Annotated in this window: 16 protein-coding genes; 14 read left to right on the top strand and 2 right to left on the bottom strand. The window is 60.3% G+C overall.

The genetic code is table 11. The annotated features are described in order from the left end of the window. Positions 1-165: 165 nt before the first annotated feature. The 9 genes from F8S09_RS15470 to F8S09_RS15430 all read left to right on the top strand — a co-directional run bounded on the left by F8S09_RS15470 (position 166) and on the right by F8S09_RS15430 (position 8712). Positions 166-693, top strand: a complete 528-nt coding sequence (locus F8S09_RS15470) for a hypothetical protein (protein WP_152872365.1) — start codon at positions 166-168, stop codon at positions 691-693. Positions 694-1006: 313 nt separating this feature from the next. Then, positions 1007-1534 carry a hypothetical protein gene (locus F8S09_RS15465; RefSeq protein WP_152872364.1) on the top strand — a complete coding sequence of 176 codons (528 nt, stop codon included), beginning with the start codon at positions 1007-1009 and terminating at the stop codon, positions 1532-1534. 255 nt (positions 1535-1789) lie between these two features. Next, positions 1790-2260, top strand: a complete 471-nt coding sequence (locus tag F8S09_RS15460) for a hypothetical protein (RefSeq protein WP_152872363.1) — start codon at positions 1790-1792, stop codon at positions 2258-2260. Positions 2261-2289: 29 nt separating this feature from the next. Beyond that, positions 2290-2709 carry a hypothetical protein gene (locus F8S09_RS15455; RefSeq protein WP_152872362.1) on the top strand — a complete coding sequence of 140 codons (420 nt, stop codon included), beginning with the start codon at positions 2290-2292 and terminating at the stop codon, positions 2707-2709. Between the two features lie 92 nt (positions 2710-2801). After that, positions 2802-4487: a type IV secretory system conjugative DNA transfer family protein gene (locus F8S09_RS15450; protein ID WP_194165389.1), complete on the top strand. Its 1686-nt coding sequence runs from the start codon at positions 2802-2804 to the stop codon at positions 4485-4487. Between the two features lie 70 nt (positions 4488-4557). Next, the gene (locus F8S09_RS15445; protein ID WP_152872360.1) at positions 4558-5673 is read left to right on the top strand and encodes a hypothetical protein; all 1116 of its coding nucleotides are present in this window, start codon (positions 4558-4560) and stop codon (positions 5671-5673) included. Continuing rightward, positions 5670-7058, top strand: a complete 1389-nt coding sequence (locus F8S09_RS15440) for a hypothetical protein (RefSeq protein WP_152872359.1) — start codon at positions 5670-5672, stop codon at positions 7056-7058. The genes F8S09_RS15445 and F8S09_RS15440 overlap by 4 nt, the downstream gene beginning before the upstream one ends. Beyond that, positions 7055-7504 carry a hypothetical protein gene (locus F8S09_RS15435; RefSeq protein ID WP_152872358.1) on the top strand — a complete coding sequence of 150 codons (450 nt, stop codon included), beginning with the start codon at positions 7055-7057 and terminating at the stop codon, positions 7502-7504. Before F8S09_RS15440 ends, F8S09_RS15435 begins: the two co-directional genes overlap by 4 nt. A 140-nt stretch (positions 7505-7644) precedes the next feature. Next, on the top strand, positions 7645-8712 hold the full coding sequence (locus tag F8S09_RS15430; protein WP_152872357.1) for a hypothetical protein: 1068 nt from the start codon (positions 7645-7647) through the stop codon (positions 8710-8712). 42 nt (positions 8713-8754) lie between these two features. Here F8S09_RS15430 and F8S09_RS15425 read toward each other — a convergent pair whose 3' ends face one another. Both F8S09_RS15425 and F8S09_RS17755 read right to left on the bottom strand, forming a co-directional pair. After that, complete coding sequence (locus F8S09_RS15425) at positions 8755-9033, bottom strand: hypothetical protein (RefSeq protein WP_152872356.1); 279 nt, start codon at positions 9031-9033, stop codon at positions 8755-8757. Beyond that, entirely contained in the window at positions 9033-11048 is a 2016-nt protein-coding gene (locus tag F8S09_RS17755) for a hypothetical protein (RefSeq protein ID WP_194165388.1), read from the bottom strand. Before F8S09_RS17755 ends, F8S09_RS15425 begins: the two co-directional genes overlap by 1 nt. A gap of 99 nt (positions 11049-11147) precedes the next feature. Here F8S09_RS17755 and F8S09_RS15410 point away from each other — a divergent pair, with 99 nt between their 5' ends. Genes F8S09_RS15410 through F8S09_RS15390 form a run of 5 tightly spaced genes read left to right on the top strand, consistent with a single transcriptional unit; the run spans position 11148 to position 16622 of the window. Further along, on the top strand, positions 11148-11486 hold the full coding sequence (locus tag F8S09_RS15410; protein WP_152872353.1) for a hypothetical protein: 339 nt from the start codon (positions 11148-11150) through the stop codon (positions 11484-11486). Positions 11487-11499: 13 nt separating this feature from the next. Then, complete coding sequence (locus F8S09_RS15405; RefSeq protein WP_152872352.1) at positions 11500-11967, top strand: hypothetical protein; 468 nt, start codon at positions 11500-11502, stop codon at positions 11965-11967. Further along, positions 11933-14500, top strand: coding sequence for a VirB4 family type IV secretion system protein (locus F8S09_RS15400; protein ID WP_152872351.1), 2568 nt, complete (start codon positions 11933-11935; stop codon positions 14498-14500). The genes F8S09_RS15405 and F8S09_RS15400 overlap by 35 nt, the downstream gene beginning before the upstream one ends. Then, the gene (locus F8S09_RS15395; protein WP_152872350.1) at positions 14497-15519 is read left to right on the top strand and encodes a hypothetical protein; all 1023 of its coding nucleotides are present in this window, start codon (positions 14497-14499) and stop codon (positions 15517-15519) included. Before F8S09_RS15400 ends, F8S09_RS15395 begins: the two co-directional genes overlap by 4 nt. After that, on the top strand, positions 15516-16622 hold the full coding sequence (locus tag F8S09_RS15390) for a hypothetical protein (protein WP_194165386.1): 1107 nt from the start codon (positions 15516-15518) through the stop codon (positions 16620-16622). Before F8S09_RS15395 ends, F8S09_RS15390 begins: the two co-directional genes overlap by 4 nt. The last annotated feature ends 27 nt before the right edge of the window (positions 16623-16649 follow it).

Below are 16649 nucleotides of genomic sequence, written 5' to 3'. Positions count from 1 at the left end.
TTCAGCAAAGCGGTGAGCATTGCTTCCAAATGAGGCCATGTTGACGCCCCTACTTTTGCGGCGGGCCTGGGGTCCCGCTGCTGTCACCGTCATCCCTCGCCCAGACGTGCGCTCCTGCCGTAGCGACCCCTGTTGCCCTCCCCTCCGCACGTGTCAAACTGGGGCATGGACAAATACTTATATAATTATCAAGCCCTTTCCGAACTGGTAGCGGAGTTGCCGGAGGGTGTCTCACCCACCAATTACATCTCCATGTTCCGGGCAGCGGTGCGGGAAGGGGCCATCACCGCCGTCCCGCTCGGTGACAAGTTTGAGGTCGGTGCCCACAAGTACCCGGACGACATGGTGCGGCTCAACCCGGAGTTCGAGAAGTGGCACAAGCGCACGCTGCAAGCCTTTGAACTCGGCAAGGTCCGGCGCGGCGTGGTGGTCCATGCCGACGACGTGCGGAGTGGAGCCGTGGACTTCGATGAGGTGGCGGCGAAGTACCGTCAGCAGCTTGTGGGCCGGGGCAGGGTCAAGCGTTCCAAACAACCCAAGAAGAAGGGGCGGCCCAAGCTCGTGCCGATCAGTACCGACGACCAGCTTGCCTCTCAGCCCACAGCGGCGAGCAGCAACGGAACCGGGGACCAGACCCCGGCTCAGCCTGTGGGAGCGAGTGGCGCATCAGCAGCGGCGGGGAACGGAGAGTGAACGGTTGGCGACGGGGCACCAGGCTCATTTGGATCCGGGTTGGCCTCGGCCGGAGCGGGGCACCGTGGCGATCTGGCAACCACCTGGAAGGGATGCGGTGAGGGGCAAGGTGCATGGGCCTCAGCCGGGTCAAAAGATGTGGTGGTGTGGACCGTTTGGGTTGGAAGGTGGTGTAAGGCAGGATAAGGACAAGGACAAGGTGTGGTTTTTCTACCTCTAGGACACGGTGGCACTTGAACAAGGTGCGGACCACCTGGACAAGGTGTTTTTTCCCCTAAGTAAACCCCTTCATAACCCCTGTTGAAGAGGAAACATGACGCCGAAGAAAGACGGTACGGAGCTGCTAAGAGTCAGGATCAGCAGCGAGGTCGCAGCCTTCTTGAAGGCCAAGGCGAATGCGGGCGGAATGCCCGTCACGGAGCTGGGAGGAGCCCTGCTGGAATACGCCGCTCAGGCCGAGGCCAACGAGGAAGGTGACGCCCTGGTCTTGCCCACCGTGAGACAGGTCGTGAGGCAAGAATTGAACCTGTTCCTGGAGCGCATTTTTGAGTTTCAGTTACGAACGTATATGGAAGCTGGAACGGCCCGCCGGATGGTTCAAGCTGTGGCTTATTACAGCAACGAACTTGCGCCTTTGAAGGGCGCTGCCAAGTTGGATAAATTGAAGGAATACGAGGAGAAGCAATGGGCTTCCACCTGGGATGCAGGGAAAAGGCATTTCGACGGTCTGGTAGAACTCAAGGAACGAGTGATAAATTCGCAGAACATTTTTGAAAACAAGGTGAGCCGTCTCAAGCCGGAAAGTCAGATGGAATTGCAAGCTGACTTGAGTGCCGACTAATTTATGGCAAAGGTTGTTGACGATGTTCTGGCCAGTCGCAGAGGCGGGGGCAAGACACAGATCCTCACTGAGGGCAACAGGGCAGGTGCTCCTCGAAAAACTCCTCTCAAGACCGTCGTAAAAGGTCGCTACCGAACGATGAGTAGCAAGGGTCCGAATCCTGCCAAGGGACGAGCAAGTGGGGTGATGCGAAACGTCGATTATATAACCACCAGACCCGACCACTTACACCAACGCACAAGTAGAAATATCGTCATGTTGGACCGAGCCATCAACGTTCAAGAAAAACCGGAGGACAGGAAATTCCTCGAAGACCAGTTGGTCAATGCAAAGGAGAAGTACATCTACCATGTCATTCTCAGCAGTGGTGACAAAAGCATGTCCGCCAGGAGTGTCGAGCTTTGGGCAAAAGCGGTTCTACAGTCCCAGGGAATAAGCAAATACTACATGGTGATACACGCGGGGGAAAAGGGGCACACGAACAACCCCCACGCCCACATCATCATCCCTACCGATTCAAGATTTGAACGGGGGCACTTTTTCAATATTCGCAAGTCTGGCGACCTAGAACAACAGTTCCATCGTCAACTGTTCAGGAGTGTCGAGGAGGACTGGAAAGAACGTCTCAACCATAGAGAAAACACATCAGAAAGCGGTGGAAAGCAGATAGAGCGGGAGGAAGAGGAAACTCTCAAGAAGCGCAGTATTGACATTCAACTTGGGTAGCAGAACTCGCTTGCTGTGAGGAGAGTGGGATGCGACTTCAAACTCTATACGTGGATATGCGGCCAGCCATCGTCAAATGGCTTGGAATACTCCTGATCTTTGTCTTTCTCGTGCTGCTCGTAGCCAGTCTTAGACCAGACTTCATGCACGCGGTGGCACGCGCCAGAGAAGCCTACGATCAATCAACACAGGGGGGTGGGTTCAGCCTGGGTTACTGGGATAGCTGTCTGCGTTCGAGTGCATGTGTCAAGAGCTTTTTCGTGACCTGGAGTTCTCCCCTTCTTGTCAAGGCGTTGATCGCGGGAGGACTTATTTTTGGGATGCTTTGTGCGGCCTTGGGGATGCTATGGCGTCCTGAAGTGGTCGCCATGCGCGACACGCGAGTGAATGCTGCCAGGATCGAAGAGTCACGCATCACATCTCCGGTTGCCCCGAAGAGGTTGCTGTGAGGGTAAATTACGCTGGGTTCATACTCAGATTTTTCGTTGCCATGCTCGTTGCGAACGTCACGACCTACCTTGTGATGCTTCGGCTGTGGCCTATGGCAATCGCCACATTTCTTGCGGGCGTATGGTACGTCTACTGTTTCAAGGACACCGTATCGGAGCCCCGTTACGACGCCCACTTTGCCGGGTCGAACGAACTGAAATCCCTGACGAACGACCCTCTTGCCGGTGACGGGGTGATGATCGGTTATGCCTACAAGGACCTCCTGGCCGTCCGTCCGGGCTCGGCGGGGAAGCAGGAGCTGGGACACTTCCTCTGGGTCGGCCCGAACCGCTCGGGCAAGGGCCTGAGCATCACTTCCAACTTGCTCCTCTGGAGGGGTTCGGCGATTGTCGTGGACATCAAGGGGGAAATCGCCGAAGCGACCGCAGGCTATCGGCAGGACGTTCTCGGGCAGAAGGTGTTCATTCTCAACCCCAGTACCCAGGAGAGAAGTCACCAGTACGACCCCTTTGCCGAGCTTGAGACCGACGAACAAATTTTCAGTGCGGCCACCGCGTTTATGAATCCAAATCAGGACGGAGAGAACGCCATCTTCGCCCAACGTGCCTCCGCTGTTCTGGCTGCGATCATTCGGGCGGCCAAGGTGAAGAAGTGGCCGGTCATTCCCACGCTGGACGCGCTGCTCTACCACCCGGAGGGCATCAAGGGAGCTACGCTGTCCCTTCACGCGCTGGGGGACCGCGTGATTACCAAGTGGCTGAACGCCTTCCTCTCGAAGGACCCGGACAAGCTGGACTGGGAGGCGGCGGGGGGCGACCGTTTCCTGAACAACTCGTGGCAGCGCCTCATCACGGCTGCCCAGTACCTCACCACGGATGGCGTGATCCACATGACGGGTGGGAACGACTTTAAGGCTGCCGACCTGATGGACAGTGAGGTGACGGTCTACCTCGTGTTCCGCGAGTCCGAACTGGACATGACCCTCCCGCTGTTCAACCTCGTGGTGGATTCGATGGTGCGCGCCATTACCCGGAAATACGACATGAACGTGCTTCACTACAGCACCAAGGGCAAGAAAATTCTCGGCGTGATGGACGAGGCTTACCGCGCCACTCCTCACTTCCTGCCGGACTACAGCTCCACCGTCTCGGGGCGCGGCATCTACCTGTGCGTGTACGTGCAGAGCATCTCGCAGATGACGGACAGGTGGGGCAAGGCGGGCAAGACGACCCTGCTCGATAACGTCCACACCAAGATTTTCCTGCCGTCCGTGGACCGGAACGAGGCGGACAAGGAGAGTACCGCCGCCTTCGTGTCGAGTTCCTGTGGGGAGTACATGGTGGAGGACCGGGGCATCAGCAAACAGGAGCACGGGCACGAGCTGAACACCAATGTGCGCCTGGTCCCACGTGAACTCATCACGGCCAGCCAGTTTGGGCAACTGCCCCCCACGCAGAGCGTCGTCATTTCCAACGAGCTTCCGCCGATCCTGGCGTACCGGCTGGAGCCTTGGCGCTTCAAGGCGTTCGAGGTCGCGGGGGCGTTCCCCCTGCCCGAGCTGCCTGAAAAGGGCGAGGTGGTGAGGGAGGCCGTCACACTCCCCGAATTGAAAATTGCCCTACCCCCGGAGGGCCAGGGCGATAAGAGGAACAAGAAAAAGTTCAAGGCCCGGCCACAGGGCGGCGTGTTGCCCAAGCAGCCTGATCCTCAACCGCAGGCCGCCGAAGATCAGGGCGACGAGGACGAGGGGCAGGAGCCGGGAGTCATCGGGTTTTAAGCCGTCCTAGACGCTTTTCGGGGTCGCGCCGTGGAGCGCGGCCCTTTGATAGTTATGTTAATATCAGCCTATGGGAAGAGTGAAAGTGGCGGCGTTGACGGCCATGCTTTTGACGCTGGGAGGGGGTGCGGAGGCCCAGCGCCAGGGGACCGTGCAGCAGGGGGTCCAGCGGACATTCACCGTGAATGACCTGACCAACGACAAGCTCGGCCGGATCGTGGCGAGCAGCGAGTATCAGGTGTCCATCACGTTGCCCGGCGAGGTCCAGAACGTCGGCGTGAACGCGAGCAAACAGGCGGCCCTGATGCCCACCGTGGACAAGAGCGACGGCCGCGTGATCTACCTCGATGTGCTCAAGCCGGGAGGGTTTGCCAGCCTGAACATCCGACTGGTGAGTGCGGGCACGCCGGTCGTCCTCAAGATGACGGTGGAACTTTCCAAAGCCACGAGCGGCGTGCGCGAGTACACCATCACGGGCACGCCCCAGACGCAGGCTGCCGCACCGGCACCCACCGCGCCGCGCGGGGCGGCCACATCAGGCCCGACGCCCGCAGCCGCACCGAGCGCCTCAGCACGGCCAAGGGCGGCCACTGCTGCCCCGGCGAGGCCCGCGCCCAGCCCCCCCCGCCCAAGCACCCCGGCACGACCGGCAACGACGGTGACTCCCCCCCCGCCCGCTGCCACACCCCGGCCCGTGGCGGCCACTTCAGCCCCGACGAGGCCCGGGGCGGGCGCGGGCCGTCCCAGCACTCCAGCCCTCCCGGCGCAGACGCCCTCCCGGCCTCCTGCGGCCCCCGCCACCACCCCCGCAGCTCGTGGGGCGGGGAGTACAAGCGTGCAGGGCGGTCTACGCATTGAGGTCACCATCGCCCCCGGTCAGACTGGCCCCACCCGCACCCTGACGTACAAGATCACGGACGCAGCCAGCGGGGACAACCTCTCGTACATCCTCATGCCCAGGGCGACGGTGCGGGCCACCGCCCAGAAGATGCCGGAAAACGTGCCGCTCTCGCCGGGCACGGCGCAGCGGGTGACAGCCAGCGGCGCCCAGGGCACGGCCACCTTGAGCGCGGCCAGTCTGAGCGGTTTTGGCACGCCCGTCCTGCTGTTCGAGGTGCTGCCGGTGGACACCCAGGCCCAGAAGCCCCTCGCCCGGAAGTACGTCGGAGTAGCGGTCAAACCATGAAAAAAGCCGTTCTTGTGGGCCTTTTCCTGAGCCTGGGGGCTGTCGCGCACGCTGAAGAAGCTCCCGACTACAGCCAGCGGAACAACGTCTACTCCGTGACCCAGACGACGCCCGTTCCCCACGCCTGGTTCATCAATGTCGAGGCGCTGCGGGCTTACCAGAAGTGCGCCGCGCAGAACACCTCTCAGCAGGGGAACGAGCGGCGGTCCTGTCAGAACTACGAATTCACCGCGCCCTACAGTTTGGACACCGAGACGGTCAAGGTGGGAACCCGGCTCCGGGCGGCGTGGCAGCGCCTGGAGGACCGCTACTACTGGCGGGCCATGACCCGGCTGAACAACCCGGCGATGGTGCTCACCCACTGCTCTCTCGATTGGAGCACCGGCCAGGACAAGACCAGGCCCGCCGAGGTCGTCCTGAACGTGGACGACAGCATGTATCCCCAGCAGCTCGCGGGCAAGGTTCCCCAGCAGGCACCAGGCGACCGGCTGAGGCTGGACACCTACGGCCTCATCCCCCAGGTGCCCAATAAGGACTACTGCGCGGGGCTGGACATGGACTTGACGATCATGTACCTGCCCGGGACGTGCTTTTACCTCTTCGGGGCGAAGCTATTTTGCATCGAGGGCACCGAGGCCAGCCTGAACCCGCTCGCGCCCAAGCCCATCGGCTTCCGGCACGACCTGGCGGTGCAGCGCGTGAACAAGGCCGTCAAGGAAGCCCACAGCGACTATCTGAAGGAGTACGGCGAGGACGTGCTCAAGGCCCTGGCCCCTTCGCCCAAGTTCTTCCCCCTGATGTGGTCGGGCCTCACGGACGCCGTGGTGGCGCCGACGATGAGCCTCAAGCCGGACCTGACCTTCCTGAAGGACAAGGCGCAGGAGGCAGGAAGCCGACTCGGTGGGGTGTTCCGGGGGACGGCCTACCCCTACTACCTCCAGGGCCTCACCGGGCCTACCCTGCCCCTCAGAGCGCACCTGCTGCCCAAGACGGGTGACGTGCTCGGGCTGCCCAACCCCCCCGGCGTGTGGAAGCTGGAGGAGTTCAAGCGGCGCTTCCCGGTCAACAACCCCCTGGCCTACGAGCGGTTCGGGTACACCAACCTGTTCCAGGCGTGGAACGAGGTGAGGCCCCGACTGCTGCCCGAGGAGCCCTCGGCAAAGCCCCTGCGCCAGATGATCTACATGGCGTCCGGGGCCAACGTTTACCTTCCCAGCCCCACGCCCGTCCCGGTGCCCGCGCCGATGCTGCTGAGGGAGTTCGCCGCAGGTCTGCCCTACACGGGAGCGCAGACCCGCTTTACCTGGGTCAGCGTGGGCGAAGGGTACGAGGTCCCCCGCGTGCAGGGTGTCCCCGCCGCGAGCTACGGCGAGGTCACCAAATGAAACGAATTCTGTCCGTGTGTGCCGCCGTTGCGCTCGTGGGCGCCGCCGCGCAGCAGGCCCAGGACTCTGCCCCAAGGATGGAGCGTACCAGCGACGTAAACGTGGTCCTCGCGCTGCTTAAGGGGCCGGTGGACCTGTACGGGGAACAGTTCGGCAGCGTACAGTTTCAGAGGGGTATCCTGACCCGGCTCCAGCAAAAGGCAATCACGGTCAGGGTACTCACCAACCCGGCCAGTGCCCCGAATATGAAGCCGCTCAAGGCGCTGGGTGCCCAGGTCAACACCCTGCCCAGCCGGTTTACCGGGAGCATGGTGATCGTGCAGGGGAAAGCCGTCATCTTGGTGCTCAAGGGGGGCGAATTTGCCGTGATGAGGGGGGTGAAGGAGATCGGCCAAATACAGGGACTTGTGGAACAGTATTGGCGCGTATCCAAATACTCTTACTAATCTTCACTTTTGCCAAAGAAGTTTGAGATTTTGGAGGCACACGATAAGCGGATTTGTAAAATTTGCACACTTATTAAGACGTATATTAAAGATAAGAGTCATCACTTTCGCCGATCCTTATTTGTAAGAGGAGTAATGGCATGGGTATGATGGATGTTCTCAATGAAATCATCAAGGTTTCGGGAATCGATCAGAATGACCATCAGGATCGTCCCATCACATTACATCAACCGATTCATAGAAAAGACGGGAATCAACAAATTGTCAATGATGGCTATTTAAATGTTAGTGTTGTAGCAGTACGCATCACGGATACTCGTTTACTCTTCGCTGAGTTTCTACCCGTATTAAGCGTCTCCGTTCGACACGAAGATCGAGAGTATGGTCTTCTGCCATCGATGGCAGATATTGAAAAGTTAAGTGTAGAGAAAGTATCCTTTGGAGAAGCTGTTGTGTGTTCCCTTGTGCCATATAAAGGCACACCCGTAAGTATAACATCTGCACTTCTCAGAGCAAAATCGAACTCTCTATTAGATAATGTTATTGACATTCTTAACACTGTACAAAAGTTGATTCCTATAGTTAACTTGGGCACTGCTACAACTATCGCTGGTCAATACGGCCAAGCAATAGAAAAAATATTTAGTATAGATGAACAGGTCCCACAATTAGTCTATAAGGCAGATCTGTCACCAAAAGGACAGGAGGCCCATTTAACTGGTCGCTATATCATTATAGCACATAACCCCAATAATAGGTTGATTCAAGAAAGACTACGATTTGATGATGAGCAAAACTTGCTTTTACATAAGGACGAGGATGATATAGAACGCGAAGTAATTAACCATTCGTACATGGTTTTGCGTGTCTCCGCTATAAGAAGCTACCCAAATGAGCGTTTGGAAGACTTACCTGGCTGGAAGACTATACAAGAACTTGTAATCACCGCATTTGCAAAAGAGTCGGACCCTAAACCAGACGATAGGGATTGGCGCCTAGCCCTATGGCGTTCTATTGTTACACTAACAGTTACTAACTTTCCAGAACTGACCCTCGGAGATAAGAAGCGTATTCAAGAAAAAGCTCGTGAATTAGTCGAATCACTACGAAATGAGCCTCAGGAAGTTCCTAATATAGTGGGCAGGGACAATATAAAACTACTTAATGCTCCTCTTGCGCCCAGAGTAGATGATAACGCTGGAAATTAGAAACGCTTGGGCATAAAGTTAGCATGACTGGGTCGAGCCAGGTCAACTTTTCCTCAAAAATAGAAATTTGGTAAGTATTGGCAAGAGGAAAGTGATAAGCGCCAGGACCAGCGCGACGGCCATCACCACCAGGAACACTGAGGGCAGGGCGACAAAGCCCCGGATACGCGGCCAGAAGTAGGAGAAGGAAACCGCTAAGGTCATGGCGATGACGGTTTCGGTGGGAGCGGGCAACCCCAGCCGCCAGAAGCGCTGGAGAGCCAAACCACCGGCCACCACCGCCCCGACGAGCCAGAGGGCCGCAACGAGGGTTTGCAGCATCAACGTCCCTCACCCCCCAGGCCCACGATGACGGTCATGGGCGTGCCGCCGTTCACGTTGGCGATGCGGGAGATGGTCTGGGTGTTCTCCGGCAGGCGGAAGGTCGAGCCGAGCCCTCCGAGGAGCGTCTGAGCGAGGCTGGCCGCCGAGGGGCCGGAGATCGTCAGGTTGTCGCCGATGGCTACGCTGTTGCCCTGAGCCCCCTTGGCGGCGGCACTCGCCGCGTTCTGGACGAAGGTGTTCAGGGCGTTCGCGCTGTTCTGAGCCGCGTCGAGGGCGAGGGTCGGGGCGACGGGCCGAATCTCGGCGCGCAGCCCTTGGGTCAGCCCAGCGGCCTCCTGGGCGTAGGCGATGGCGTCCACGGCGTACACCTTCCCGTCCGACGCCACGTAGCGCCGGAAGGTCATGTCCACCCGGGCCAGGGTGGCGTTGATCGTCCCCACTCCGATAAAGGAGCCTCCGTCGGCCGTGACCGCCACCGCAGGGACCGAGGCCCCGTTCAGAGCCGAGATGGCTGTAATCAGCGTTGCCGGAACCTGTTGCAGCGGCGTGAAGGGACCCGTCGCCCCGATCTGCGAGGCGGGGTTGGTGGTGCTGCTGCCGAAGGGCGTCTCGGCCGGGAGGGCACCGGAGGCGGCGCCGGGGACAGCGGTGGACTGGGAGGCCCGTTCGTAGACCAGCCCGCTCGCAAACTGGGGACTGGGAGCCTCCGGCGCCGCGCTCGCGCCGGGGATGGCGACGGACTCCGGCACACCGCCGAAGGCCGCAGAGCTCACAGGGGCAGCAGAAGTGTCCTGGGAGGGGCTTGCGACGACGGGGGAAGGATCAACAGGGGGGGGCATGACGGGGAGTGCCCCGAAGGACGCGCTCACATCCGGGGTTTCAGGCTGTGGGGCAGCCGGGGTCCGCACTGGCGCGCCCTCGGCCGCGTTGCGGGTGGGTGAAGGTGGCACGCTGGCCGCCCTGTGAGCGGGTGAAGGCGTGGCGGCGGCGCTGCGGACGGGTGCCGGTGAAGAAGGTGTCACGGGAGCCGCCCGGCGCGTGGGGGCAGGTGTCGTGACGGCCGCCTGGCGGACGGGTGCCGGTGCAGCTCGTGCAGGCTCAGGCGGAGGGGTCGCGGGTGGCGTTACTTGCACGGGTGCGGGGGCAGGAGCCGGGGCAGGCGTGGAGACGGGTTGAGGTGCAGGTGGTGGCCGGGGGACCGGCGTGTAGACCGAAGGAGCCGGTGTGATCGGTGTCTGTACCGTGCGGGTAGGCGTGGCCGGTGGTGCCGGGGGATTGGGTTCCTCGCCACCAAGGGGCTTGATCTTGGTGGTCGAGGAGGTGGCCGCGCCGTTGTCCGCTGTGAGCCCCCGCTGAGCGGCCCGCTCGGCGGCCTCGCGCGCTGACCGCTCCCGCCGAAACCGGGCCAACTCCTCCCGCGACCTCTCCAGTGCGGCTTCCGATTCTGCCTGGTTGGCGGGCGCCTGCACCCCGGCAGGCTCAGGTGTCCCCACGGGAGCTGCGGCTGCGCTGGCAGAGGTCGCCGGTTGACCGTTCAGGCGTGGCAGGGCGTACACGGCCGTCATCAGACCGCCGACGAGGAGCAGGGCCGTCATGCCGTACACCGGGGCCTTGTCCTTGTCGTACACCCAGCGGCCATCTGGGGTCTGCCGCATGAACAGGATGCGCCGCGTGGCGCGGTTTCGCTCGCGGCGACGGGACGCCCGGGGCGAGGGCATGTCCACCTCGCGGCGCAGGCGCCGGGTCTCATTCACCAGCTCGCGGGTCAGGGAGGGATTGACAGCGTTCAGCTTCGCCAGGAAGTAGGGAAACTCCGGGCTGTCTGGCTCGGGCAGGTCGAATCCTTCCTGCTCCACCCGGGGCTCGAAGCGTTCCTTGACGGCCTTCCAAGAGAGGGCGCTGGAGGCCGCGCGGTCGGCTCTTTCCTGCGCCGTGTTGTCGCCTTCCTGGGGGGCGTCCGAGGAGGGGGTTTCCGGCAGTTCCGCACCGTTGGGGAGCTCTGTTCTCGGCATGGGACAACCCTACCAGACAGGCTGATAGTTATGTTACTATCAGCCGCGCCGGACGCGGGGAGTCACCGAATTCGGTACGTCCTTTTAAGGAGGGTCAGAATGACCGAGAAGCTCAGACTCCAGAAGACCGTCTTCATGCTGTTCGTCTTCACCGTGATGGGAAGCGCCTTGGCACAGACCGGAGGGACCCCGGGAGGAGCCACGGGGGGCACCCCGGAAACCGTCTTCACGCGCCTGGGGTGCTACTTCGTCAATGTGTTGAGCAGCCCCGCCCTGGTGGCCGTCGCTGGGGCCGCGCTCCTGTTGATCTTCGGCTGGAACAAAGTGTTTGCCGAGATGAATGCCTTCCAGAGCTTCAAGAGCGGCATCATCGGCGTCGTCATCATTCTTGTCGCTGCCGGAGTGTCCACGGCCCTCTTCGGTGCGGCCTGCGCGTAAGACAGAGACGATCTTGAGCCAAGACGCCTCCAGGGGGGAAAGAAATCCGCTTCGTCACCGCTGTTATATGACCAGCGGGCGATTCGGGTTCATTTCCTACTTCGACGTCAGCGACCTCATCGTGATTGGTGGCGTTTTTTACTTGTCCACCATTCTGGCGGGCAAGCTTTTCGTAAGTCCTGCCCCGAAGCTGCTTCTCACGCTCGTGATGGTCGCCCTGGCCTGGATGATCAATTTCGCCGTGAAAAGGCGACTCATGCCTTATCCCGGAATTGTCGAGCATTCGGTGAACTGGTGGTTTGGTGGGGTTGATTCTTACGAGCCCGATGTAGACGAGAGGCCCGTGCCGCTGCTGATCACCCGTGAGATGCAGGTCGGCCACGCGGTGGTCAAGGCGGCGGGCACCGTGAGGATGCAGAGGACCAAGCGGCCAGTCAGGAGGAGGCGTGTTCGGACGCAAGCAGAAGCGGGAACGGAGTAAAGGCCCGAAGGGGAGCGTGTCTTTTGGCAAGACGCTTCCCTACTGGGACATCCAGGAAAACATCATGGTTCTTCAGGACGGGCGGCTTGTCTACGGGGTGTACTTTGAGCCGCCCTCGCACATTCACTTCACTGAAGAGGAGCTGGTGGGGCGTCAGCACACCTTGAAAACCGTGTTTGATCTGGCGATTCCAGACGGTGAGACGTTCCGCACCTACACCAGCCTGAGAAGTGCGCTGGAGGACGAGATCGAGGAAACCCGGCGCTACGCCGACGGGTGCGCCGATCCGGTCTTGCGGGAGTTGACCCTGGCACGGGCGGCCATGCTGGAGCGGAAGATTCTGGACGGCGAGGTGTCTCACTGGAAGTTCTTCGCCACCGTGACGGTCACGCCGACGGCGGACGCGCGGTTCAGCATGGACGAGCCGCCCAGCCCGCAGGAGGTGCAGCAGGCCACCCTGAACGCTCAGGCCGCGCAGGCCGCGACGGTGGCTCAGATGGCGGCAGCCGGGTTTGCCGCCAGGGCCATGACCGGGCAGGACGTGTTTGGTGAGTGCTTCTATTACCTCAATCCCGGCTGGCCGACCCCCCCGGCGTTCATCCCCCAGGCCGAGCGCCAGATCCACAGCATCCGGCGAGGACGGCCCGATCACCAGACGTTGATCCGGCAGTTGACCTCGACCCGGGTGGACAACCTTCAGGCTTCCGGCCCGATCCTCGGGGACCAGTACGTCGAGGTGCTGAGCCTGGCTCGCCTGCCGGAGTACACCGAGACCGGCTACCTGGGGCACATCACCGACGGCTTGCACGGCACCTACTACGTGATCGTCGAGGCCACGCGGGAAAACGATTACGACGTGTCCAACGAGCTGGAGAAGAAGAAGACCGACCTCTGGACGCGGGTGCGTGCGCCGGGCGTCATCCCCAATGGGCGGGCCGCAAACCTGCTGGACGAGATCGAAGCCGCGCAGAAGTTGGACAGCGTGGAGAGCCGGTTCGAGGCAGCGGTGAGCGTGGTGCTGGTCGCCAGCACCGCTGAGGAACTGGAGCGTATGAAGCGCAAAGCACGCGGGAACATTGTCCGCCTGCGCGCAGGCGCACCCATCAGCTACGGCTTCCAGTCCACCTTCCAATACCTGGCGCTTGCCCCCTTCACGGCCGAGCAATCCAACTTTCTTTTCAAGCCTTACACGTCCAACATCATTGACCTCTTCCCTCCCATTGCTCCTTGGAAAGGCTTTGAGTCGGGGGCGATTACTTTTCAGAGTCGTGACAAGTCTTTCGTCAAATTTGACCTGTTCACTCCGCTGACCAAGACTCCGCACTTCGCCATCTTCGCCCCTCCCGGCTCCGGCAAGACGGTCTTGGCGCAAAGTCTTTATGGGGCACACCTGACCAAGTACAAGGATGCTGTCTTGGTGGTGTCGGATGCCAAACAAGACTTCGCATATTTCTTCAAGGCATTGAGAGAATCGGGGGCCGATAGCGAGATCATCAATTTTGGCTATGATTCAGAAACTCGCTTCAACATCTTTGATCTGGAGGAGGGTGTCTTTGAGCCTGATGGGCAGAAGGTGTCCTCCCTGAATGCATTTATCCGTATTTTCGTGAAAAGTCCCTCTGATGTGGAAAAGAAGGACTATGAAGACGTTGCCATCATTCAAGCCATTCTTGCCACCTATAAGCAATTTAAGGAGGAAGACCGTCGGCCACAGATGAGCGACTTTCAGAGAATGCTCAATACCATTGAAAGCTATACCGACACCGGGCAGAAGATGGAGCCTGCCGTTCTCGCGGCGGCAAGAAGCGTTTCGATTCGCCTGAGAAAGGCTCTGGGTTCAAGTCCTCTGGCCCCCTTCATTGATTGTCAGTCGAACAAGAAAATCACATCCAGACTGATCTACCTCAACACCTATGGCATTCCTGAGACCGACACCCTCATGCGCCGGGTTGCCCATCACATCGTCAAGGGAATCATGTGGAATACGGCAAAGAGTTACGCCCAGGAAATCCACAAATTCATTTTTATTGACGAGTTTGAGAATCAAATTCAGACGGCCGAAGAGGTGGCAGACATCAAGCAAATGCTGCGCGTGTTCCGCAGCTTCGGGGTGAGCTTTGGGATCGCTACACAGGACCCCCACGCCTCCCAGTATTTCGGCAGCCTCAAAGACAGTTTTTCACATCTGTTTGTTGGGGGCTACTCCAGCTCCGTAGCCAGGCGAACAGGAGAAGCGCCCGGCGTGGTGGAAGTGCTCAGCCTGCCCAAAGTCATGGAGACGAAGCTGCCGGAGCTGACCACCATCAACGGCAAACATGCTGAATTTGCCCTGCTCATCAAGCAGGGTGGAGAAGACGACAGGGGTGAGCGTGTGGGCGACATTATTCAGGTCGAAGAAAGCAAGTTCGGCCTGGCACTCTTTGCCAGTGGTAAGGATGAAGTCACCAAAAAGGACAGGTACATAGAGAAGCACGGCGGTGTCATTCAGGGAGTCAAGCGACTCGTTCTGGAGACCCACGGGAGTGTCGTATGAAACTGGGGGTCCTTGGAGTTCTGCTGCTTCTCGCCAGCGCCGGACACGCCCAGGCGGCAGGCTGGGATGACCTGGGAGGAATGTTGAGCCAGGCGTGCAGGGTGAACAACGTGGGGGGTGTGCCGATTGACACGGGCGAAAATCTGCGCTGGGTCTGTCAGTTGCGGACCATGCACGTTTTTATCACCGACAACATCATCAATGGCGACTGGTCGGGTTTTGCCAAGGATGTTGTTGGCAAGTACGCCAGCGACTACCTGGGTCAGTTGGGCGAGTACATGGGAGCGGGCGCCTTGAACGCTTACACCGAGCAGTTGAACGAAGCCCTGCGAGGCGAGTATGCCGACTTCCGCAAACTGATGTACGGGGCCGTCGGCGAGATCATGCGAAACCGCCGAGACCTGAACGAGGGCATGGCGCCCGACACGGCCGGGGGTGTGGCCCAGACGGCGATCAATTCCAACCCCAACCTTACCCTCAGCAACCGGACCGCCCGTCTTCAGGATGCCATCGAGGCAAGCGCGGGGTTGGAGGCCGCCTACCGCGCCAAGAAGGCCCAGGAAGAGGCCGCAAAGGCGCTGGAGGCCAATACGGCGCCCGCCCTGGCGGCAGCGACCGAGATTGTGGGCCTCCCGGGTCAGGAGGGCCGGGCAGATACGTTCTCGCGGGATGCGGCGACCGCCGTGAGTGGCCGCGAGGTGGCTGAACTCCAGGTGCGGCTGGATGCGGAGCAGATGAAGCAGGACGCGACCTTCAACGTCGCTCTCCTCAACCAGCTCGGCGAAATGGTGCAGCAGCAGGTTATGACCAACAACGCCCTGATGCTGGAACGCAAGCAGCAGGAAGAGGAGATGTTGAGCCGGGAAGAGGAATTGAACCGGGAGATCGAGACCCTGGCCCAGGAGAACGTGGACGCGGCCATCGAGCAGGGCAAGGCCGTCATGGGTGCTTACGCCAGTGCCAGCGTCATGCTCGGCGGCCAGAAGGAACGAGTGGACTTCAGCGAGGTTGCCCCATGAACCGCTGTTTGAGGGTGCTTTTCACCCTGCTTCCCCTAGTCGGGCTGTCTCTCTGCCTGGCCCAGAACGTCGAGGCGGACATTGACGCCACCCACCAAGCCGTTCAGAACTACGTGACCCGCAGTGTAGGCACCTTCGAGCGGTTCCAGCAAATCACCTTGGGCGATCCAGCTTCCAATCTGTACGAGGCAGCGAATCAAGCTAAAAAGGTTGGCTTACCGACCATCATCATGACCCTTGCCACCGTCATCGCTACCTTGGGCTTCCTGGTTCGCGGCTGGAGCATCGTGACCAGCGGTGACTCAGTGAGTAAGCGTGGTGTGTTCGTGCAAGCCCTGGCAGTCTCGTTTCTGCTGAGCATCTCGTTTAACAACGCCAGCAATATGAGCGTGAGTTACACGGCGCTCACCAGTTGGAATAACTCGGTCAATTGGGCCAATTCCATGTTCACGGGTGCGGTGGATGCCAAACTCGAAGAGTCGAGCAAAATCTTGGTCGGCGTACTGGGGAAAGTCGCCGTCACCGCGACAACGTTCGCGGCCCCCGAGTTGCGGGCGGTCGGTGCGGCCACCGCCAAGGGCACTGGAGGCGCGGCACTCAAGGAGGCGGGGAAGAAGGCAGCGGGCACGATGGCGAGGATCGGGGCCAAGTTGAACTTTTCCCTGGCCCTGATGCAGGGCCTCATTTCCGCCTACGCCACCATCATCTACATCTCGGGGATGACCGTGCTCTTTGGGATCTACCTCTTCCCCATTGGGGTCGCCCTCACGCTCTGGGGACAAACCAAGGTGGTGTGGCTCTGCGTTGGGAGTTTCCTGGCGGCGTGGATGATCGCGCTGGCGCTGCCGCTGGTGACCTACCTGGCGATTGACAAAGTGTTCGTGGAACCGGCCCGCATCGCGGCCGTCTACGAAAAGGAATTGGGCGTCGTCGCCAAGATCAGCGGCACCCAGTCTGCTCTGGTCGGTGAGCGGTTCGATAGCACGCTCGATGGTGTCACCCGCCTCTCTGGGGGTCAAAAGTCAGGTCAAGGCATGAGGAGTCGGCTCCAGTACGGTGTTTTCTGCGATGAAAGACACCCGGAGCCGACCCCCTCAGTCTAGCCTCACTGCCCTGCTCGCTGAGCACTT

It is taken from the genome of Deinococcus terrestris (genome assembly GCF_009377345.1).
In the GTDB taxonomy this organism is placed as follows: domain Bacteria; phylum Deinococcota; class Deinococci; order Deinococcales; family Deinococcaceae; genus Deinococcus; species Deinococcus terrestris.
The sequence above is the reverse complement of the archived record's forward strand: the minus strand, read 5'-3'. Positions and strand labels throughout refer to the sequence as shown.